The organism is Oxalicibacterium faecigallinarum (genome assembly GCF_014635705.1).
Lineage (GTDB): Bacteria > Pseudomonadota > Gammaproteobacteria > Burkholderiales > Burkholderiaceae_D > Oxalicibacterium > Oxalicibacterium faecigallinarum.
This window is the reverse complement of record NZ_BMDI01000001.1, coordinates 1,984,846-2,004,757: the sequence shown is the minus strand read 5'-3', so window position 1 is coordinate 2,004,757 and position 19,912 is coordinate 1,984,846. Positions and strand designations below refer to the sequence as shown.

The 19,912-nt window shown below is 55.7% G+C and carries 22 protein-coding genes; 4 read left to right on the top strand and 18 right to left on the bottom strand.

The window, feature by feature from the left end:
* Window positions 1-162: 162 nt before the first annotated feature.
* Complete coding sequence (gene mqo, locus IEV29_RS09600; RefSeq protein WP_188380964.1) at window positions 163-1,842, top strand: malate dehydrogenase (quinone); 1,680 nt, start codon at window positions 163-165, stop codon at window positions 1,840-1,842.
* Between the two features lie 63 nt (window positions 1,843-1,905).
* Here mqo and dinB read toward each other — a convergent pair whose 3' ends face one another.
* The 3 genes from dinB to IEV29_RS09585 form a co-directional block, all read right to left on the bottom strand.
* Complete coding sequence (dinB, locus tag IEV29_RS09595) at window positions 1,906-3,057, bottom strand: DNA polymerase IV (RefSeq protein WP_188380963.1); 1,152 nt, start codon at window positions 3,055-3,057, stop codon at window positions 1,906-1,908.
* Window positions 3,058-3,202: 145 nt separating this feature from the next.
* A complete protein-coding gene (locus tag IEV29_RS09590) occupies window positions 3,203-3,631 on the bottom strand; it encodes a hypothetical protein (protein ID WP_188380962.1) in 429 nt (142 codons plus the stop codon).
* A 209-nt stretch (window positions 3,632-3,840) separates the two neighbouring features.
* Window positions 3,841-4,212 carry a hypothetical protein gene (locus IEV29_RS09585; protein ID WP_229726300.1) on the bottom strand — a complete coding sequence of 124 codons (372 nt, stop codon included), beginning with the start codon at window positions 4,210-4,212 and terminating at the stop codon, window positions 3,841-3,843.
* A gap of 170 nt (window positions 4,213-4,382) precedes the next feature.
* On the opposite strand from IEV29_RS09585, the gene IEV29_RS09580 reads away from it, so the two are divergent.
* Complete coding sequence (locus IEV29_RS09580) at window positions 4,383-5,078, top strand: hypothetical protein (RefSeq protein WP_188380961.1); 696 nt, start codon at window positions 4,383-4,385, stop codon at window positions 5,076-5,078.
* Between the two features lie 67 nt (window positions 5,079-5,145).
* On the opposite strand, the gene IEV29_RS09575 is transcribed toward IEV29_RS09580, so the two are convergent.
* The 4 genes from IEV29_RS09575 to IEV29_RS09560 all read right to left on the bottom strand — a co-directional run bounded on the left by IEV29_RS09575 (window position 5,146) and on the right by IEV29_RS09560 (window position 9,269).
* A complete protein-coding gene (locus tag IEV29_RS09575; protein ID WP_188380960.1) occupies window positions 5,146-5,478 on the bottom strand; it encodes a DUF2288 domain-containing protein in 333 nt (110 codons plus the stop codon).
* Window positions 5,479-5,500: 22 nt separating this feature from the next.
* On the bottom strand, window positions 5,501-5,704 hold the full coding sequence (locus tag IEV29_RS09570; protein WP_188380959.1) for a SlyX family protein: 204 nt from the start codon (window positions 5,702-5,704) through the stop codon (window positions 5,501-5,503).
* The gene (locus IEV29_RS09565; RefSeq protein ID WP_188380958.1) at window positions 5,701-7,137 is read right to left on the bottom strand and encodes a chloride channel protein; all 1,437 of its coding nucleotides are present in this window, start codon (window positions 7,135-7,137) and stop codon (window positions 5,701-5,703) included. The genes IEV29_RS09570 and IEV29_RS09565 overlap by 4 nt, the downstream gene beginning before the upstream one ends.
* A gap of 77 nt (window positions 7,138-7,214) precedes the next feature.
* Complete coding sequence (locus IEV29_RS09560; RefSeq protein ID WP_188380957.1) at window positions 7,215-9,269, bottom strand: UvrD-helicase domain-containing protein; 2,055 nt, start codon at window positions 9,267-9,269, stop codon at window positions 7,215-7,217.
* 204 nt (window positions 9,270-9,473) lie between these two features.
* Here IEV29_RS09560 and IEV29_RS09555 point away from each other — a divergent pair, with 204 nt between their 5' ends.
* Window positions 9,474-9,947: an SRPBCC family protein gene (locus tag IEV29_RS09555; RefSeq protein WP_188380956.1), complete on the top strand. Its 474-nt coding sequence runs from the start codon at window positions 9,474-9,476 to the stop codon at window positions 9,945-9,947.
* A 79-nt stretch (window positions 9,948-10,026) separates the two neighbouring features.
* Here IEV29_RS09555 and IEV29_RS09550 read toward each other — a convergent pair whose 3' ends face one another.
* The gene (locus IEV29_RS09550) at window positions 10,027-10,365 is read right to left on the bottom strand and encodes a BON domain-containing protein (protein ID WP_188380955.1); all 339 of its coding nucleotides are present in this window, start codon (window positions 10,363-10,365) and stop codon (window positions 10,027-10,029) included.
* Window positions 10,366-10,679: 314 nt separating this feature from the next.
* On the opposite strand from IEV29_RS09550, the gene IEV29_RS09545 reads away from it, so the two are divergent.
* Window positions 10,680-11,225 (top strand): hypothetical protein, encoded by a 546-nt coding sequence (locus IEV29_RS09545; RefSeq protein WP_188380954.1) that lies wholly within the window; start codon window positions 10,680-10,682, stop codon window positions 11,223-11,225.
* Window positions 11,226-11,242: 17 nt separating this feature from the next.
* On the opposite strand, the gene IEV29_RS09540 is transcribed toward IEV29_RS09545, so the two are convergent.
* The 10 genes from IEV29_RS09540 to IEV29_RS09495 form a co-directional block, all read right to left on the bottom strand.
* On the bottom strand, window positions 11,243-11,860 hold the full coding sequence (locus tag IEV29_RS09540; RefSeq protein ID WP_188380953.1) for a MarC family protein: 618 nt from the start codon (window positions 11,858-11,860) through the stop codon (window positions 11,243-11,245).
* A gap of 91 nt (window positions 11,861-11,951) precedes the next feature.
* The gene (gene thpD, locus IEV29_RS09535) at window positions 11,952-12,872 is read right to left on the bottom strand and encodes an ectoine hydroxylase (RefSeq protein WP_188380952.1); all 921 of its coding nucleotides are present in this window, start codon (window positions 12,870-12,872) and stop codon (window positions 11,952-11,954) included.
* A gap of 12 nt (window positions 12,873-12,884) precedes the next feature.
* The gene (locus tag IEV29_RS09530; protein ID WP_188380951.1) at window positions 12,885-13,340 is read right to left on the bottom strand and encodes an ectoine synthase; all 456 of its coding nucleotides are present in this window, start codon (window positions 13,338-13,340) and stop codon (window positions 12,885-12,887) included.
* Window positions 13,337-14,641: a diaminobutyrate--2-oxoglutarate transaminase gene (ectB, locus tag IEV29_RS09525; protein ID WP_229726339.1), complete on the bottom strand. Its 1,305-nt coding sequence runs from the start codon at window positions 14,639-14,641 to the stop codon at window positions 13,337-13,339. Before ectB ends, IEV29_RS09530 begins: the two co-directional genes overlap by 4 nt.
* Window positions 14,642-14,711: 70 nt before the next feature.
* The gene (gene ectA, locus IEV29_RS09520) at window positions 14,712-15,251 is read right to left on the bottom strand and encodes a diaminobutyrate acetyltransferase (protein WP_188380949.1); all 540 of its coding nucleotides are present in this window, start codon (window positions 15,249-15,251) and stop codon (window positions 14,712-14,714) included.
* Between the two features lie 121 nt (window positions 15,252-15,372).
* A complete protein-coding gene (locus IEV29_RS09515) occupies window positions 15,373-15,843 on the bottom strand; it encodes a MarR family winged helix-turn-helix transcriptional regulator (RefSeq protein WP_188380948.1) in 471 nt (156 codons plus the stop codon).
* A 206-nt stretch (window positions 15,844-16,049) separates the two neighbouring features.
* Window positions 16,050-16,508, bottom strand: a complete 459-nt coding sequence (locus IEV29_RS09510) for a GNAT family N-acetyltransferase (RefSeq protein ID WP_188380947.1) — start codon at window positions 16,506-16,508, stop codon at window positions 16,050-16,052.
* Window positions 16,508-16,927 (bottom strand): lysozyme inhibitor LprI family protein, encoded by a 420-nt coding sequence (locus IEV29_RS09505; RefSeq protein ID WP_188380946.1) that lies wholly within the window; start codon window positions 16,925-16,927, stop codon window positions 16,508-16,510. Before IEV29_RS09505 ends, IEV29_RS09510 begins: the two co-directional genes overlap by 1 nt.
* A gap of 78 nt (window positions 16,928-17,005) precedes the next feature.
* Entirely contained in the window at window positions 17,006-19,051 is a 2,046-nt protein-coding gene (locus IEV29_RS09500; RefSeq protein WP_188380945.1) for a primosomal protein N', read from the bottom strand.
* A 342-nt stretch (window positions 19,052-19,393) separates the two neighbouring features.
* Window positions 19,394-19,675: a hypothetical protein gene (locus IEV29_RS09495; protein ID WP_188380944.1), complete on the bottom strand. Its 282-nt coding sequence runs from the start codon at window positions 19,673-19,675 to the stop codon at window positions 19,394-19,396.
* Window positions 19,676-19,912: the final 237 nt, after the last annotated feature.

Sequence of the window (19,912 nt, the reverse complement as noted above, 5' to 3'; positions counted from 1 at the left end):
TCGCCAAGTCACCAAAGTCACTGGCGATCAAAGGGGCTTTGTACGTTAACTTGCAAGCAGCGCTAGAATGAAGACCCTCGCCGGTCAGCCCGGCGAGGAACAAGGCTTTCCGCAAAACGGTCATAAGCCACCTTCCTTCAACATCAATGGCATACCCTGCTCATGAAAACAATATTTAAAACTCTATTTGGCTTGCTACTGATCCTCGTCATTGCAGCCGCACTTTTCCTCTATTGGCCCCTTTTCCCCAAATCGCATCCTGCAGCAGAGAACGACCAACCCGTCGATGCCGTCATGATTGGCGGCGGTGTCATGAGCACCACGCTCGCGACCTATCTGCAAGAACTGGAACCCGACTGGAAGATCGAGATGTACGAGCGCATGGATGGCGTTGCACTCGAAAGCTCGAATGGCTGGAACAACGCCGGCACCGGTCACTCCGGCTTCGCCGAACTGAACTACACACCGGAACTTCCGGATGGGTCGATCGAAACCAAGCGCGCCGTCAACATTGCCGAACAGTTTGAAGTTTCGCGTCAATTCTTCGCGCATCAGGTCAAGGCCGGTCGTCTTGGCGCGCCGTCCGATTTCATCAACCCGACACCGCACATGAGCTTTGTCTGGGGCGATGACAATATCGCGTATCTGAAGAAGCGCCATGCCGCGCTGATCAAGAATCCGCTGTTCTACGGCATGCAGTATTCCGAAGATGCGCAGCAGATCGCCAAATGGGCACCGCTGATGATGGAAGGTCGTGATCCTGCGCAGAAGATCGCCGCAACCTATATGCCGCTGGGCACCGACGTCAACTTTGGCGTCATCACCAACCAGTTGATCACCTCGCTGCAACGCAGTCCGAACTTCAAGCTGCATCTGAGTCATGAAGTGCGCGGTCTGCATCAGAATGATGACAAGACCTGGAACGTCACCGTCTACGATCTGAAGAACAATACCGAACGCACGATCAAATCCAAGTTCGTCTTCATCGGTGCGGGTGGTGCGTCACTCAAGCTGCTGCAGGCTTCGGGCATTCCCGAATCCAAGGACTATGCCGGCTTCCCGGTTGGCGGCCAGTTCCTCGCGTTCCAGTCACCGGCAATCGCGGACCGGCATGATGTGAAAGCCTACGGCAAGGCCGAAGCCGGCTCGCCACCGATGTCGGTGCCGCATCTGGATGCGCGCAAACTCGACGGCAAGCCTGTCGTGCTGTTTGGACCATTCGCACTGCAGAGCACCAAGTTCCTGAAAGAAGGTTCGTGGTTCGATCTGTTCTCGTCCGTCACGCATGACAACGTCTTCGGCATGCTGCGCGTCGGCAGTGAAAACCTGGATCTCGTCAAATACCTTGCACAACAAGCTGCCTTGTCGGACGACGATCGTCACAAGGAGTTGCTGAAGTACTTCCCGCAAGCCAAACGCGAAGACTGGAAACTCGTGACCGCCGGTCAACGTGTGCAGGTCATCAAGCGTGACAAGGAAAAAGGCGCGATCCTGCAATTCGGTACCGAAGTCGTGACCGACAAGGATGGCACCATCGCTGCCCTGCTCGGCGCATCTCCTGGCGCATCCACCGCGCCGCCGATCATGCTGACCGTGCTGTCGAAAGCCTTCCCGCAAGAGATGGCTGCAAGTTGGGAAACCCGTCTGAAGGACATCATTCCTTCCTACGGTAAAAAGCTCAACGACAGCCCTGCACTGACCAACGAAATCCGTCGCTTTACCAGCGCAACCTTGCATCTGCCGTATCTGGATGTCCCGGGTGCGGGTGAGCCAGAACCGGTCAGCATGCCGGATGAAAAACCAAGCGAAGATCGCGTCAACAAAGCCATGCAGGCACTGTAATCGCTGCCTGTATCAAGCAAAACGGCACTGGGTTTCCAGTGCCGTTTTTTTATGCAGCAACATTCAACTCTCAAACAGACGCTGCTGTTCGGCCGGACGCATCGCCGTCGCATCTTTGGGAGAGAGCGAACCGATACGCACGCCCAGCAGACGAAAACGCCTGTCCAGCGGCACGCGGCGCAGACATTCGCCCGCGGCCTGACGAATCGCAATCGGATCGTCGGTCGGCCACTCGAGTGTGCTGTCGCGCGTGACGATACTGAAGTCGGTGTAGCGCAACTTGATGCCGACGGTACGGCCGACGACATTCTTGCGCACTAGATCGCCGGCGACACGCTCGCACAGATGCGTAAACAAGGCAGACAGTTCTGCACGGTCTTGTCTGGCGTGGAGATCGCGCTCAAAGGTGGTCTCACGGCTGACGGATTTGGGTTCCGAGTAGGTAACGATCTGACGCTCGTCGATGCCTTGCGCTACGCGCATCAGCCATGCGCTGTAGCTGCGACCAAAGTTTTCCTGCAACACGCCGGCATCGCAGGCGGCAAGTTCAGCGATGGTGTGAATATTCAACGTCGCCAGTTTTGCCGCCGCCTTGGGGCCGATCCCATTGATCTTCTTGACCGATAACGGCCAGATGCGCGTCGGAATTTCTGCAGCCGTCAGAATGGTCAACCCGTTGGGCTTCTCAAGATCGGAACAGATCTTGGCCAGCAGTTTGTTGGGCGCTAATCCGATCGAACACGACAACCCCGTAGCCTCATGCACAGCTTGCTTGATGCGCCGGGCAATGCCTTGCGCGTCATCCTTGTATGCATTCAGATCAATATAAATCTCATCAATCCCGCGATTCTCGATTTCCGGTGCAATCGTCGCAACGGCTGACTTGAAAAGACCCGAGTAGTGACGATAAGCCGTGAAATCGGTCGGCAGCAAAACGGCATCGGGTGCCAGCCTGGCCGCCTTCATGATGCCCATCGCAGAAAACACGCCGAGTGCACGTGCTTCATACGTCGATGTCGTCACCACCCCGCGGCCCACATAATCGCGCAGCCGCTTATAGACGCGCGTGCCATCAGGTTGCACTATCGGCGCCGCATCCGAACCACCGCCAATCACGACCGGCTGCCCGCGAAGCTCTGGATACCGCAATAACTCGACCGATGCGTAAAACGCATCCATATCAAGATGTGCAATCAAACTGCCATGCGAGGACATGATGAGAAAAGCGGCTGTCGAAGGAAACGAACAGACGATATTCTACTGTATATAAATACAGCTATCGTGTTTGACATTGACATAAAGCAAAAGGCGGAACCGCCAGAACGATTCCGCCTTCATGCAGGCCCTAGCCTGTTTTGCCTTAACGCGTGGTGCCAGGCACAACCGGGCTGTCCATGGTCGATGGCTTGCCGGTCACCGGATCGATGGCTGGCGTTTGACGCATTTCTTTCAACTCTTCCTTACGGGTTTCGCGTGCGTCTTTTTTCTCGGCTTTGTATTCTTGCTTGGCCGCTTTTTTCTCGGACTTGTATTCGTCCTTGGCTGCTTTCTTTTCTGCCTTGTATTCAGCCTTGGCTTCCTTGTTCGCTATACGTTTTTTAACGTAAGGATCGTTAGTCTGATTCAGGCGCGACTGATCGGTATAAGCCGGATCATTCGGATTCGAAGGTGCAGATGCGGCAGGCACGACGATTTGTGCCGGCGCACTTGCCGGTGCCGATTGCGCGGCAGCGAATTGCGAAAACATGGCGAGGGCCGTACCGGCCAGAATGGTGTTGAGTTTGGTCATATCGACTCCTATTCTTTTGATTTAACCGACGAACGATTCGTACGGCAGTCGGAGCATCACCGAATGACAGCACCCGGCAATGCGCTTTCTTAAAGACCCCCTACAACATCCGGAGTTCAGGAAAGTTGCCGCTCGGCATCATCTATCCGCATCCGTTTGTTCGTTGCCTCACATAATCGATTTGGATGGGCTGCTTTCTTTTCATATCCTTATGCCGTCATCCACATCCCCAGTGACACCACCGCAGCGACCAGCGCCGTCCCTGTGACGATGCTGAGACGACGATAACGTTTTTCACTCTCGATAGCAGCGCGTTCAAACATCATCACGGTTTGCTGCAGCTGCTGGGCCAGCTCCTGAATATTGCCGGCATTCTGAGAGGCCGCGTTCTGCAACTCGCTGATCTGATCCTGCAAAATCAGTTCATCACTATTTGCCGAGGTCTTGTCTACCTTGCGGCTCTTGAACATCGGTTGTGCCGCCGTGATGATGGTGCCGACATGCGGCAGAATCGCCTTGATGGTCGGCAATAGCCATGCATACATGATGAATTCCTTGTTGATGAGTGAATGAAGCTGCATCTGGCATGTCGAAGCAGCATGTCCTGCTCTATTGACCTGTAATCATGACAGACGTTGCATGATGAGTTGTCTTCCGGCTGTCGAGCGTCGTACTTTTCAGTTATAGTGCAGGCACTTTGCTGGCATGCCCTGTGCATGCTTTCCTCACCTCCGCAGATTGAATTTTCCCCATGCTTGATCCTAACGAATTACTGTCGCCGCTCGAAGGCTATATTGTCGAAGACCTGAGTAATGCCGACATCGCTACCACCGGCAAAATTGTCGCCTCCATTCTTGGCGAGCTGGAGGAACCCGTGCTCAAGATGCTATCCGTTGCGGGTGACTCGGCCAATGACATTGCCACCGAATTTTTCCCTGACCCTGACGATGAAAGCACACCGGGCACGCTGATCTTCTGGCCACGCACACGCACCAGCGATACCAACACAAAAGAAGACGCCTTTAATGCCGAGTATTCCCTGCGCCTGGCCGTTTTTCTGTCGGAGCGCGAAGACGAAGACGTGATCTATCCAGCCGGTTTCAGCATGGTGCTCAAGCTGAACGAAAGTGCCTGCGAGCTGGCCAAGGATCTCCCACCCGCAGTGTACGAACGTCTGGAATTTCAGATGAAAGGTGGCAAGCTGCCAGGCGGTTTTGAATTTCTCGATGACAGCGAGCACATTCCTGTATTGCCGAACATGCGCCGCCAGTTTCTGAAAGCGATCACGCGCGCGCATTCGGTCACGGCGAAGAAAAAATCCAAGGAATTTGAATCCGTGATGGCCCATTACATCTGGGATAACACCGAACCGGATGAACACTTCGCGTCCGTATTGTCGACGCTGGCCACCCTGTTTGTCGCACTGCATCACCAGTCGAAACAGTAAGCCGCTCTGCCCAGTAAAAAACCGCGAGGCTGCAAAGCCATCGCGGTTTTTTTATTATCTCGACCTCTCAATGCACGGTCGATGCAGGTTCAGGTTTTTTCTCCTGCACCAAAATCCAGGGTCGCGCGACGACGGCCCACAACATCGCATCTGCAGCCAGCCAGTCACGTGCCTGATCGTCGGTCGCCTTGCAGATGCGCTTTTCATTCAGCCATTGCTCGACCGCCGACTTGTCATCGACGGTAAAGCGCGCCGCCACATCGACCAGGTCAAGCTCATTGCTGACATAGATCACATGACCGCCGGCAAAATAGCGTAGCAGTTCGCTCCAGGCAATCTGCGAGGTTTCCATATTGAGTTTGGCGTGCAGCAGTTGCTGCTCTTTATCGGATGCTTGCATGGTGTTCGGTAAAAAAATTGGCTCAGTAATGCGGTGGTGGTTCGTTGAGCGGTGTTTGCGCAGTCGCTTCGCGCAATTCGACCAGTCGATGTACCAGCGCCGCGCAGAGCGCTTCCAGTTCTTCAATCTTCCGTTGCTGCTCATACACCGTCTTGTTGAGTGTATCGAGCAGGTCTTCATGGCTCGTCAGCTTGAGTTCGATATCGACGATGCGTTCTTCGTTCATGCTTTGGGTTTCTCTGTTTTCTCTGATAACGCATTGGCTTGCCCGCTCAGTTGCGTGGTCAATGCCTGATGCTTTTGCATGGCATCGCGACGGAAATTGCGGGCCGCCGCATGATAAAACGGTTTGGGACAGAACTGTCTTGAAATGAATGAGGCCAGCAGGGTCGTCGCCAGCAGCAGCAATGTGACATCCTGACTGCGCGTCATTTCCATCACGATCACCGCAGCCGTGATCGGCGATTGTGTCGCCGCGGCAAGGAAACCCGCCATCGACAACAACACGATCAGCCGTCCATCCGCCGCACCCGGCAGCAGTGCAGCGATATTGTCGCCGATGCCCGTGCCAATCGCCAGCGACGGCGTAAAAATACCGCCCGGAATACCGGCAAAGTAGGAGAGGATCGTGGCCCCCAGTTTGGCCAGACCAAATAACATGCTCTCAAGCGGTTGCCCGTTCAGCAAGGCGGCGGACTGTTCATAGCCGGTACCATACGTTGCCCCGGCCGTCAGCAAACCCAGAAACGCGACCAGCAAACCGCATAGTGCGGCAAGCCACACCGGATGCCGCTGCGCCCAGCCACGCGCAACCGAGGGCAACCAAACCATTGGTCCTGCCAATAAGGCTTTGGCAAACAGCCCGCCCAGCACGCCATTGAGTACGGCGCACAACAACACAGCCTGCCATGATCCATGCGCCGTGAGCATGGCTTCATCAATATGAAAGTAGGGGTTATTGCCAACCAATGCGAGAGCAATGAAACCGGCGCTCAGCACCGCGGCAATCACCAGCCGATCCCAGCGCACCACGCTACCGCGCCCGAGCTCTTCAATCGCAAACACCACACCGGCCAGCGGCGTATTGAAAGCGGCAGCCAGACCACCGGCAGCGCCCGCGGCAATCAGTGCATCGGGACGAAACCCGACGGCAAAGCGACGCCGCTTTTGCCACCAGTTTCCCCACGCCAGCATCGCCGCGGCACCGACCTGCACCGATGGCCCTTCGCGTCCGATCGAGGCGCCAGCCAGCAGGCCGGCTGCCGTCAGCACGATTTTCCACAAGGATTGCTTTAACGACACCAGCGTGGTCTGTGCCTTGCCTGCCGGCATCGACATCGCGGCAATGACTTGCGGAATACCGCTACCACGCGCTTCCGGCGCATGGCGCAACGTCAGCCAGCGAATGGCGGCAAAGGCGATCGGCAACATCAGCAAGGCACTCCACCCATGCGCGTGCGTGATTTCGCGATTGAAGTGCAGCATGGTTTCAGCCAGCCATGCAAACCCGAGCGAGAACAGCGCGACCACCGCCGCACCACCCAGAAAGACGGCAATGCGCCAGGAATGACGCGAGACGCGACGCGTGTGACGTCCGCGCTTTTTGCGCGGCGTTGATCGTGCTGTTAACGGAGAAGGGGTCGGAGCAGAATCAGTCATCGGTCATGACATGCGACAAGCGGCGTGCAAAAAAGAATCAAAAAGCGACGCATGATCCATGCCATTGCCATGGCCGATCAGGCGACCTTGGGCTTTTGCAGCAAAGCCTTGAGGTTGGCGAGCCGGTTTTGCGGCGTGATGACTTCCTCTTCGGTCGGCACGGCATCGCCTTCATCCAGCTTCATCTCCTTGATAAACCGCGAGACATCGCAATGCACGTATTCACGCGCACGCTTGCGCTTTTTACACCACGTCACATGCAGCGAACGTTGGGCACGCGTGATGCCGACATACATCAGTCGACGCTCTTCCTCGATACGCGCACCGAGCGTGTCAACCGGCGCATCGGGATCGCCCTTGTGCGGCAGGATGCCTTCTTCCACGCCAACCAGAAACACGTGGGGAAATTCCAGCCCCTTGGAGGCATGCAGCGTGGACATGCGCACCGCATCCGGCTCTTCATCCTTGCCTTCGAGCATGGTCATCAGCGCCACCATCTGCGTCAGATCGAGCAGACTGCGCTCATCCTCGGTGCCATCTTTGCCGCCGCTGCCTTTTTCCTTCAACCAGGTCGTGAAATCGATCACGTTTTGCCAGCGTGCCTGCGCCTGCCTGTCGTCAAAGTTATCGTACAGATAGGCTTCGTAATTGATTTCCTTCATCATGTCATCGAGCAGCGATGCGGCATGGCCTTCGCGATGGGCGTGGGCTTCGAGATTGTTGATGAAGGTACAGAACTCGCGCAACGGAGCCAGTTGCCGATCTGCCAGCTTGGCTTCGAGCCCGCCCTTGAAGACAGCCTCGAACAGCGAGCATTGCCATTGTCCGGCAAAAGCGCCCAGTGTCTCCAGCGTCGATTGTCCAACGCCGCGCTTGGGTGTCGTCACCGCGCGGATGAATGCAGGATCATCATCTTCGTTCGCGATCAGTCGCAGGTAGGCAATGATGTCCTTGATTTCGGCTCGATCGAAAAAACTCTGTCCGCCGGAGATCGTGTAGGGGATGCGTTCCTTGCGCAGTGCCTGCTCGATCACGCGCGCCTGATGATTGCCGCGATAGAGGATTGCGTAATCGGAAAATTTGGCGCGTCGCTCGAACTTGTGTGCCGACAGCATGATGGCAACCTGCTCGGCCTCCTGCTCGTCGTCCTGCATGCCAAGCACCTTGACCGGATCGCCAAGGCCATGCTCGGACCACAAGGACTTCTCAAACAGTTTTGGATTGTTGGCAATGACCGAGTTGGCTGCCTGCAGAATGCGTGTACTCGAACGGTAATTCTGCTCGAGCTTGATCACCCGCAGATCGGGAAAGTCGACCTGCAACTGCTTGAGGTTTTCGATCGTCGCACCACGCCAAGCGTAGATCGCCTGATCGTCATCGCCCACGGCCGTAAACATCGGCTTCTTGCCCAGACCCGTGACCAGCAACTTGACCAGCTCGTACTGACAGGTGTTGGTGTCCTGATATTCATCGACCAGCAGATAGCGCAAACGACGCTGCCATTTATCGCGCACCGCTTCATTATTGCGGAACAGCTCGACCGGCAGGCGAATCAGGTCATCGAAATCGACTGCCTGATACGCCGACAGCGTGGCGACGTAACTCGCGTATACGCGTGCTGCTTGCGCCTCGTCTTCATCCTTGGCTTGCCGCAGTGCGGTATCGGGATCGATCAGGCCATTCTTCCACAAGGACATCGCGGTCTGGATACGACGAATCAATTGCTTGTCGGTCGTAACGGCGAGATCCTGCACCAGCGAAAAACAGTCGTCGCTATCCATGATCGAAAAACGATCCTTGAGGCCAAGCTCCTTGGCTTCCTGCCGCAGGATCTTGACGCCCAGCGAGTGAAAGGTACTGACCGTCAGTTGCTTGGCTTGTTTGGGTTCCTTGAGCAGCTTGGCGATGCGCTCCTGCATTTCCAGCGCAGCCTTGTTGGTAAAGGTCAGCGCGGCGATGTTTTTGGGGTCGTAACCGTGCTGCTCGATCAGACTGGCAATCTTGGTCGTGATTACGCGCGTCTTGCCCGAACCGGCGCCAGCCAGCACCAGACACGGCCCATCCATGTAATGGATGGCTTCGCGCTGTGGTGCATTCAGACCATGAGTGGAAGCGTGTGCAGAGGATGACATCGGGGGTGATCAGACGGACAACAAAGGCATAGCAAAAGAAATGCACAAGCGCTTCATTGTATCAGCGCGCCGGCTCGCACCTCATTGCTTGTTGCTCTGTCAATACAACCATGGGCATCAGAAAGCACCAGCGCGTACTGACACGCATTGTTCCCCCGCAGCGACACAGTACAATGTCATCAAACTCTCGACTGTGATCGCACCATGCAATTTGAACATCTGATTGAAATCAACGACCCGCTTAACCCGCTGATTGACACATTGACGCGCGATCAGTTGTGGCGCGGATTAGTCATGCGCGCAGAATCGCCCAAGCTGTTCGTGCCTTGGCTGGATGACTGCACGCTGGAGCCGCGTGACGACACCAGCGTCGCACGCGTGCTGCGTTACAACGATCTGCACGTGCACGACACCGTGACATATGTGCCGCAACAGAGCGTGCATTACAGCGTGCCTGCACAGGGCGATATTCCGGACTCCAGTCTGGTCGTCAGCATTGAAGAACCACAACCGGGCGCGCTGTTTGTCCGCTTTGTGTATGACAGCGGCAAGACCGAAGACGATATGGACGCGTTCTACAACGAGTTCCGCCGTTCGGCCTATCAGGAAGCCGATGTCGACACCATCAAGATCATTCGCCAGCTGGCGGAAGAGGGTCGGCTGGCACCGCCGATGTGATCGAACCGTTAATGGACCCGCCATAAAAAAACGCCGGACATACCGGCGTTTTTCATTTGGTGCCTGTCTTGATTGGCAATCAGTCTGGAACCTTGATCGAGTTCTTGACGGATTTGACCGATTTGGCCTTCTTGGCGGTTTCTTCCGCCAGATACTTCAGCCAGTCATTCTTCACTTCACCAGTCAGAGTGACTTCGCCATCCTTGGCAGCCACGGCGATCTTGCTGCCCTTGAGCTGATCTTCCTTGGCGATCGCGGCTTCCACATCTTTCTTGGTTGCGGCGTCAGCCGGCGATGCCGCCGCAGCTGGTGCAGCGGCCGGTTTCATTTCTTTCTTTTCTTCTTTTGCTGTCGATGCACAACCTGCGAGAAACGATGCAAAGACGGCCAGTGCCAAAGCACGTTGAATCTGCTTCATGATGCTCCTCCAATATTGATGTTGTCTGACTTTGTAGTTTTATTTGTTACGAAGACCAATAGCCTTCGAAAATCAGTATTCCACAGGCGTTGAAAAAAAGGCGAGGCGGCTTTCAAAATATTTGCGCAGCGCACTCGCCTGTCTCTGGCAGGCGTGGCGGGCCTGTCTCCTGGCCGCAACAACTGGCTGGTGCGGTAGCGAACGGACATCATCCGAACCGGGTTTTAAGGTGCGCTGTACGGTTTCATGCATGCAGCCAGACTGCATGTGCATAGATGCATCCCGTTGAAATACCAACGCAAGGAGAGGCAGACATGACAACCATCATCGCCGGGCGCTTCGCCCAGCAAGACGCAGTACAACACGCCATTGCCGCGCTGGAACAGGCTGGTGCGCCGCCCGCGCAGATCACGTCGTTTTACGTCAACCCGGCCGGCCAGCATGATCAATACCCGGTCGGCGGTGACCGCGACGAGTCGCCTGGCGCGGAAGACGTCGACAAGGGCAGCGTCGCAGGCATGGGTGTGGGCGGTGCCGCCGGTGCCGCGGCAGGGGCAGCCACCGCCCCGGCAACCGGTCCTTTAGGTGCAGTCGCTGGCGCTTTAGTGGGCGCTCACATCGGATCCCTGATCGGTTCGCTGTCACAAACGGATGAAGACAAGGACATTCCGCCAGTCCGGCAATCCGGCATGCTGGTTGCCGTCAGCGTGACTGATGCCGAAGAGGAGCGGCGGGCCATTGAAACCTTGCGCGCCGCGGGCGGTACTTGTCTGGAACGGGCACAAGGTCAGATCGTCGATGGCGACTGGATCGATTTTGATCCGCTGTCTTCGCCGGATTTCGTCAGCGCATCGAAGTAAAGGTCCTATCGACTGCGTTATTCGGGAATGAAGCCCGAGCTCGCCAGTCCGGTAATGATCATGTCGATGGCGATGGTGCCGATCAGCAGCGCCGACATCCGGCCGACCAGATCGATGTAGCGATCGGTCATGGCAGCATGACGTTCCTTCAGTTTGTCGTGCAGCACCTTCATGACCACCAGTATCGTGACTGTCAACGCCAGCGTGCCAATAATCACGGCGGCAGCCCCGCCCAGCGGCAAACGCGTGCCGATCACCACCGAGGCACTGACCGTGCCCGGACCGATCATGATCGGCATCGCCACGCTCCCTGCCATCGCACTCGGGTTGTCGCGCATCGCTGTAATCGCATGCGCACCGGAGAATACGTAGCGCAGGCCGATCAGCAGGAAAATGATGCCGCCAAAGATCTGGAACGAGGCAAAGCGCACTTGCAGATAATCGCGGAAGAATGCCTCACCACCCCATGCGAACAGGATGAACACCGTTGCGCTGATCAAGCTGCCACGTACCAGCACACCCGAAAATATCCGCGTCGGCAGCCCGCGAATCAGATCGAGCAGATAGATGCTCATCAGAAACGGGTTGAAGAGCGCAAAGAACAGCGCGAACGAACGCAGATACGGATCTTCCATCAGACTCTCGGACAGACAACGCCATGACGCGACGCGTCACGGCACAAATAAAAACCGGCGCATGCGAGCGCCGGTTGCATACAGGACAGACTCAATCCACATCCAGCGGTTCAGGACTCAAGGGCTGAATCCCTTCACGTGCAGCCACGAACTCCGGCCGTGGCACCAGCCCGTTGATCGGTGACTGCAACTGATTGTCGATACTGTTATAGACAAAGAACACGTTGCTGCGCGGGAACGGCGAGATATTGCTGTTCGAGCCGTGCATCGTATTGCAGTCGAAGAAGATCACCGAGCCAGCCTTGCCCGTACATGACTTGATGCCACCCATATCCGCCAGATAGCGCAGCAGAATTTCATCCGGCACGCCGACTTCCTGCTTCTTCAATGACTTCTTATAGTTTTCATCCGGCGTCTCGCCCATGCACGACACATAGTGCTGGTGCGAACCAGGAATCACCATCAGCGGACCATTGGCTTCGCTGTTATCGGTCAGCAGGATCGAGCAGCTCAAGGCACGCATGGCAGGCATGCCGTCTTCGCTATGCCAGGTTTCAAAATCGGAATGCCAGTAAAACTCTTTGCCATTGAAGCCTGGCTTGTAGTTGATGCGCGATTGATGAATATAGACTTCGCTGCCCAGAATCTCGCGTGCCACGTTCAGCACGCGCGGGTCACGCACGAGATTGGCAAAGATGTCGTTGAGGCGATGCACGTTGAAGATCGAACGCACTTCGCCACTACCCGGCTCGGCAATCACTTCCTTGCGGCCGGCATTGGTGAAGTCTTCGCGCATGTGCTGCATGGCATCAAACAGGAATTCGACTTCGTTCTTGTCAAACAGATCCGGCATCAGCAGAAACCCGTCCTGCTCGTAGGCGGCACGCTGTGTGGCATTTAATCGTGTGACTTGTGGCTCACTGCTTTTGCGGCCGTACACGATCGGATCCTGACGCGCCAGAATCGCGGCGCTCTTGGGTGTCCGTGTGGGGTAAACGTCCTGTGAAAGCATGGTAAGTCTCCTTTACGTTTTGGCGGCAGCGGCGTCGGTAGTGGTGCTTGTTACGGTTTTTTCAGCTGCCTGTTTCTTGAATTCGCTGGCCGAGGCATACACGCCGTGTTCGTCGTGCACCTCGTCGCCGACCAGCGGCGGATTGAACGTACAGATCAGATGCAGATCCGTGTCGTCGGCGCGCAGCCAGTGCTCATCGTGCTTGTCGAGGGCGTACAGCGTACCCGGTTCGATCTTGAACACTTCGCCGCTGCCCACCAATTCGACCGAGCCGGTCCCCTGTACGCAATAGACGCCTTCCAGGTGGTTCTTGTAGTGGATGTGCGTTTTGGTCCCGGCATAGATCACCGTGTGATGCATGGAGAAACCCATGTTGTCGTCTGCCAGCAGCAAACGACGGCTGCACCAGGTCGGCGCCTTGACGTCACGGGATGTATCGAGAATGTCTTTCAGTTTGCGTACGATCATGCGGTCACCTCATTGCTGTTCGCTTCCACCTCATTGGCGGATTTTTCATTGACGGCTTCTGCCACGGCCTGTTCCAGAATGTCGAGACCGGCGAGCATCTTTTCGGATTCGATGGTCAGCGGCATCAGAAGCTTCACGACTTCATCCTGTCCACCGGACGTTTCGATGATCAGACCATTCTGGAAGGCGATGCTGGTGATGCGGTCAGCCAGTGCCGGATCGGCACACGCAATGCCTTGCATCATGCCGCGGCCGCGACGCGTCAGTTGTGCATCCGGATAGCTGGTTACCAGCTTGTCGAGGAAAGCTTCGATCACCTGTCCTTTTTTCTGGACCGAACCCTGAAACTTGTTATCGCTCCAGTAGGTTTCAATCGCCTTGGCCGACGTTACGAACGCAAGGTTGTTACCGCGGAACGTGCCGTTATGCTGACCCGGTTTCCAGATATCGAGCTCCGGCTTCATCAGCAGGATGGCCATTGGCAAACCGTAACCGGACAGCGATTTCGACAAGGTCACGATGTCGGGTTTGATGCCGGCAGGCTCAAAGCTGAAGAAGGTACCGGTACGACCGCAACCCGCCTGAATGTCATCGACGATCAGCAGGATTTCATGACGCTGGCACAGTTGCTCCAGTTTTTTCAGCCAGTTGAAGCCGGCCACATTCAGCCCACCTTCGCCCTGCACGCATTCGACGATCACTGCTGCCGGCAGATCGACGCCGCTGCTGGGATCGACGATCAGCTTGTCGAGCATCGCAATGGTGTCGATGTTCTGACCAAAGTAACCGGCATACGGTGCACGATGTACATCGTTGAGTGCGGTACCGGCGGCATCGCGGAACTTGCGGTTACCCGTTAGCGCCAGCGAACCCAGCGATACGCCGTGAAAGCCGTTGGTAAACGAGATCACGTTTTGACGACCAGTTGCATTGCGCGCCAGTTTGATCGCCGCTTCCACCGCATTGGTACCCGTCGGGCCGGTGAACTGCACCTTGTATTGCAGCTTGCGCGGCTTGAGAATGTGCTCTTCAAACGTCTGCAGGAAGTGCTTCTTGGCGCTGGTTGCCATGTCAAGGCCGTGGACGATGCCGTCTTCGGTCAGATATTCAATGGCCGCCTGCTTCAGGATCGGGTTGTTGTGACCATAGTTCAGCGTGCCGGCACCTGCCAGAAAGTCGATATATTCCTGACCGCTTTCATCGGTCAGCACGGCGTTCTGCGCTTTCGAGAAAATGGTGGGGAAAGAGCGGATGTAGCCGCGAACTTCAGATTCAAGTCGATTAAAAATGCGCATCATGATTCTCCTTGTTGGATGTTTTTGATGGAATGGCGGACGCTGCCACACCGGGGTGCGGCAGCAAGAATTAGGATCAGGAGCGAACCGGCCAGGGCCCGATGCGGTACAACCACTCTTCTTCGTGGTCGCCCTTGCCGAAGTCGCTTGCCGCAAAGTGCAGGCCGGCAGCAATCTCGACACCATAGCGTGTGGCAAAACTGGTAAACAGCTTGCGCGAGGCGATGTTGCTGGGGCTGATGGTCGCTTCGACCGTACGGATTGCCGGATGCGAACCGCTGGCAGACAGACAGCGATCAATCAGGTTATCCAGCATCTGAGACGCCAGTCGCTGGCCTTGCATGGTGGGATCAACCGCAACCTGCCAGACAAACAGGGTGTCCGGTTTGGTTGGCGGGACGTATGCGGTGATGGCACCGACGATGCGTCCATCCACCTCTGCAACCACGCACGTGTCTGCATAATGGTCGCACTGCAACAGGTAGGCGTAGCGCGAATTGAGGTCGAGCGGCGGGCAGTGCGCAATCAGATCATGCAACGCTGCGCCGTCCCGGCGGGCCGGCATACGCAACACGATCTGTCGTGTAGGAGCCGGGGTAAGTACTCGTGCGGTCATGCTTTCTCCTTGTTGAGAAAAAGCGATCCCCGCGACAAAGTTTGCCGCAGTTACACTCATTCAAAAAAAGGAAATCAGAAAAACGCCGTGTACCAGCCAGGCGACTTACCTGCTTGAAACCTTATGCAGGCTCTGCCGGTATTTTGGCTTCCAGCAAAGTAGCAAACTGTTCCAGTGACACAACGAGTGCCTGCCGGTCTGATTCTGGCAATGCACCAAGGGCACTGCCAAACCCGTTGGGCAAGGCCGATGGTGCATTGGCCAAAACGGTCTGACCGGCTGCTGTCACCGCGACAAAAACATTGCGGCGATCGCGCGTGTCACGCTGGCGATGGACCAGCCCTTTTTCTTCCAGACGATCAACGATACCGACGACCGTGCTTGGACTGAGCTGGATAGCGCGCCCGATTGCCTTGAGCGTGCTGGGTCCCATCTGGGCTATTGCAAGAAGTGCCACAAGTTGTGGCGATGTGATGTTGTGGGTGACGGCCAAACGTTTCGAATGGTGCTCAACGCACTGCGCAATCCGGCGAACGCTTTGCAGGATGCGAATCGAGTCATTTACGGCAACAAGTTGAGCGATGTCATTCATGAACGCGAGTGTAGCGATATCTGTTGTTTCTGTGTCGCGCCGCTTCACAACTACCTCACATTTTCCTGTTTTTCTGATGTCCCTGTTTATAAAAGAGCAATTATTATACGTCGGATGTCGATTGATGTCAAATCATTCGAATGCAAATGAATTCGTATGAAATGATTGCAATGCGTTTGAGCGTGTTTTGCCGCGCGACGCCGTTGTCAACGCTGCATGGCGATATGGGGGATCTCGTCTTCCAGATAAATGTCGGATACGCGCGCAAACCCGAAACCGGTGTAAAACCGTTCCAGATGAGCCTGCGCCGAAATGCGTATCCGATGCCTGGGAAATTGCGCCTCGGCCCGGCGAATACCTTCGTTCATCAACGCGCTTCCCCAACCCTGACCACGAACCTCCTCGGCAGTCAGCACACGGCCGATCGCGATTTCGTCGTAATGCGCCCCGGGCGGGATGCAGCGCAGATATGCACGAAGTGTGCGTACGCCATCCACCCTCTGCCATCCGAGCAAATGATGGGCTTCGAGATCCAGTGCATCAATGTCTGGATACAAACAGGTTTGTTCGAGTACAAACACCTGCTGGCGCAGTCGCAGCATTGCGTGTACGGCGCGCCCATCCAGCTCGTCCAGTGGCGCCCATTGCCAGTCGATTGGCGCCATTATTTTGCGCAGCCTTCCAGACCACACGCTTGCAGTTTCAAACTTTCGATGCGCTGCTCGGTATGATCCGCCAGACAGGTGTACTGCAGCAGCGGCCAGATTGATCCGGATGCATCACGTGGGCCAATGCTGGCCAGACAGTCCTTGTCACGGAACTGCACCCATGCACGCTGCGCATTGCGCAGTCGCTGCTTGCCTTTCACGTCCTTGCTGTTCATGGTCACGCGATATTGCTGGTTGAGCGCCTTATCGGCTTGGGCATAGCGATGGCTGGCGCAGATGTTCATCGACAGCTGCGTCTTGTTGCAATCCTTGAGTGCCTCCTGCGTTTCCGCATCCAGTGCCATTGCCGACACGCTCGATAGCATCAAGGCTGCAGTGCAGCTGACGGTTACCAATCGTTTTTTCCACGATGTCATGTTTTTCCTCACTTGCTACGTTGCGATTACAGACAATGGACGTTCGATCCGGCAATCCGTTCCGTCAACCACGTCGCGTCAGATATCAACCGGATCGACTTCCAGTGACCAGCGCGCACGCGTCTTCATGGGACGCAGCGCCGCCATCCAGTCTTTGAGAAATCCCTGCAGCACAGGACGCGACGGACATTCCACCAGCAATTGCGCGCGATCAACGTTTGCCACACGCGTCATCGTCATCGGAATCGGATCATTGACGGTAATGCCATCGTGATCGATGCAGGCCGCTGCCGCATGCAAAAAGTCCAGCGCAGTTTGGAGTTCGCGCGCCTCGGCACGCAACAGCGCCTGGTACATGAACGGTGGAAAATTGGCTTGTCGACGCTCTTCCAGCAACTCGCCTGCAAAGGTATCGTAATCGTGCACGCGGACCGCGGCAAACAAGGGATGGTGCGGAAAGCGCGTCTGGATCAGGACTTCAGCCGGATTACCGCCATCCTTTTGCGCTGCACGACCGGCCCGACCGGCAACCTGCATCAGTTGCGCAAACAGGCGCTCACTCGCACGGTAATCATGCGAAAACAATGCCGTATCCGGGTTGAGCACCCCGACCAGCGTCAGGTTACGGAAATCATGGCCTTTGGCCACCATTTGCGTACCGATCAGGATATCGACCTCACCGCGATGCACGGCATCAAATGCCTGCTGCGCACTGCCCTTGAGTCGCGTGGAATCTGCATCGATACGCATGATGCGCGCGTCCGGAAAAATCCCGTGCAAGGTTTCTTCCACGCGCTGCGTCCCCTGCCCGAGCGGTTTCAGATCCACATTGCCGCAGTCGGGACAGGCATGCGGAATCCGCTGCTCCAGCCCGCAGTGATGGCAGCGCAGGCGACGATCACGTTTATGCAGCACCATGAAGGCACTGCAGCGCGTGCAGTTGCTGATCCATCCGCAGGCATCGCAGTGGATGACCGGTGCATAGCCACGACGATTGAGAAACAGCAGGGATTGCTCACCGCGCTCCAGTCGTTTGCGCACGGCTGCCAGCAGACTGGCACTGATGCCGTCGGTCACGACTTCGCGCGGCGCCTTGCGCTCCAGATCGATCAGACCGACCTTCGGCAAGACCGCATCCTGCACCGCGCGCTCACGGAGTTCCAGCTTGCGATAGCGCCCCGACAGCACGTGCTGCCAGGTCTCCAGTGACGGCGTAGCCGAGCCGAGCACAATCGGGATGTTCAGTTGATGCGCGCGCCACACCGCCAGATCGCGCGCCGAATAGCGCAAACCTTCCTGCTGTTTGTAGGATGGATCGTGCTCTTCATCGACGATGATCATCTTCAGATGCGGCATGGACGACAGGATTGCCAGACGCGTCCCCAGGACGATGCGGGCTTGCCCGTTGTGCGCAGCCAGCCAGTGCAACAAACGCTCGCCTTCGGCCAGACCACTATGCAAGGTGGCCACCATGACCTCCGGAAAGCGCTGTCGCACATTGGCTTCCAGTTGCGGCGTCAGATTGATCTCGGGCACCAGGATCAGCACTTGTGCCGGTATGCCATCCTCTTTTTCACGCGCCAGCACCTGCGCGACGGCATGCAAGTACACTTCAGTCTTGCCACTGCCCGTCACCCCGTACAACAGCGTCGGCACGAATTCTCTGGTATTGGCCAGCGACGTCGCGGCGGTCTGTTGCGCATCGTTCAATCGCGGCGTATCGCCTGCCGTGGCGGTCTGCGCGCTGCCCGCTTTGGCCAGTTTTTTGATGGCCTTGTCGAGCGATACGGTCTTAACCGCACGCAAGTTCTTGGGCAGACCCGGCAAGGCCACCTCGCCCAGCGGCCGCTGATAATACTCGGCAGCGAATCGACACAATGCAATCCATGCCGGGGATAGCGGCGGTAGCTGCATCCGGACTGCAAGCGCCGTCTTGAGCTTGTCGCGTGGCAGATCGCTTTCCGTTTCGATACCAACGATCAGGCCGACCACTTCGCGATGTGCAAACGGCACCAGCACAAGCTGCCCGATCTCCGGACGCTCGCCCTCCTCCGCCTGCCACAGATAGTCGAATGAAATGTCAAGCGGGGAGTCGAGCGCGACTTTAAGGATGCATTCGCTCACAGAGTTAAGGTAAATCCTGAAGAAATGTTCTAACTACACGTTTCATAAGCGCTTTTTTAACTATCCACATTCGCTGTGGATAACTTTGTGTATAAGCTTGACTTGACAGCCCATACAGCAAGGAAACGTGCGGGTTTCAATAAATTGCTCAAAACGAGAGCAGAAATACGTTCTTTTAAAATCAATGACTTACGAAACCATTTTGGACCGAGAAAAAATTTTTTAAAAATTTTTTTACCATCTCGGAACCTTTATTTCGTGTGAATAAGTATGCGTCGCGCATGCAAGTTATTTTTTGCTTTATTGAAATTCTTACAAAGCCATGTCGACATACTCCGACAATCAATTTTCATTATGGAATTGTTTTGCCAGCGGTGCATATTGCAATCGCACACGAACTTGAGCTGAAAACTCAATAGCGACGCTAACTAACGGTTTCATAACCACTTTTTCAGCTGTCCACATCTTCTGTGGATAACTTTGTGAACAACCTTGTGGATTCCCGATATGCAATGCACAACCATGCTTGGATGGTTTTTTGGCAGTGGAAACCTCCAAAAAATATTCTTTTAAAATCAATAAATTACAAAAATCTTCCCAGAGGAGATGTTTAACGGATAGCAATCGTTCTCATTAGGACGAATGCACCATTTTGTGAATAAGCATAGAGCGGACGCGCATAAATGTAGCCTCCATGCAATTTTTACACGCCGAATTTCATCAGTTTGCTTACCCACCATTTGGAAGATCGACGTTTCACGACCTCAAGTAGATTCTTAACAATTGCGCTAAGTTTTCGATTCTTAAGTCATTTTTTGGCTATCCACAAATCTTGTGGATAACTTTGTGGGTAACCCGTCA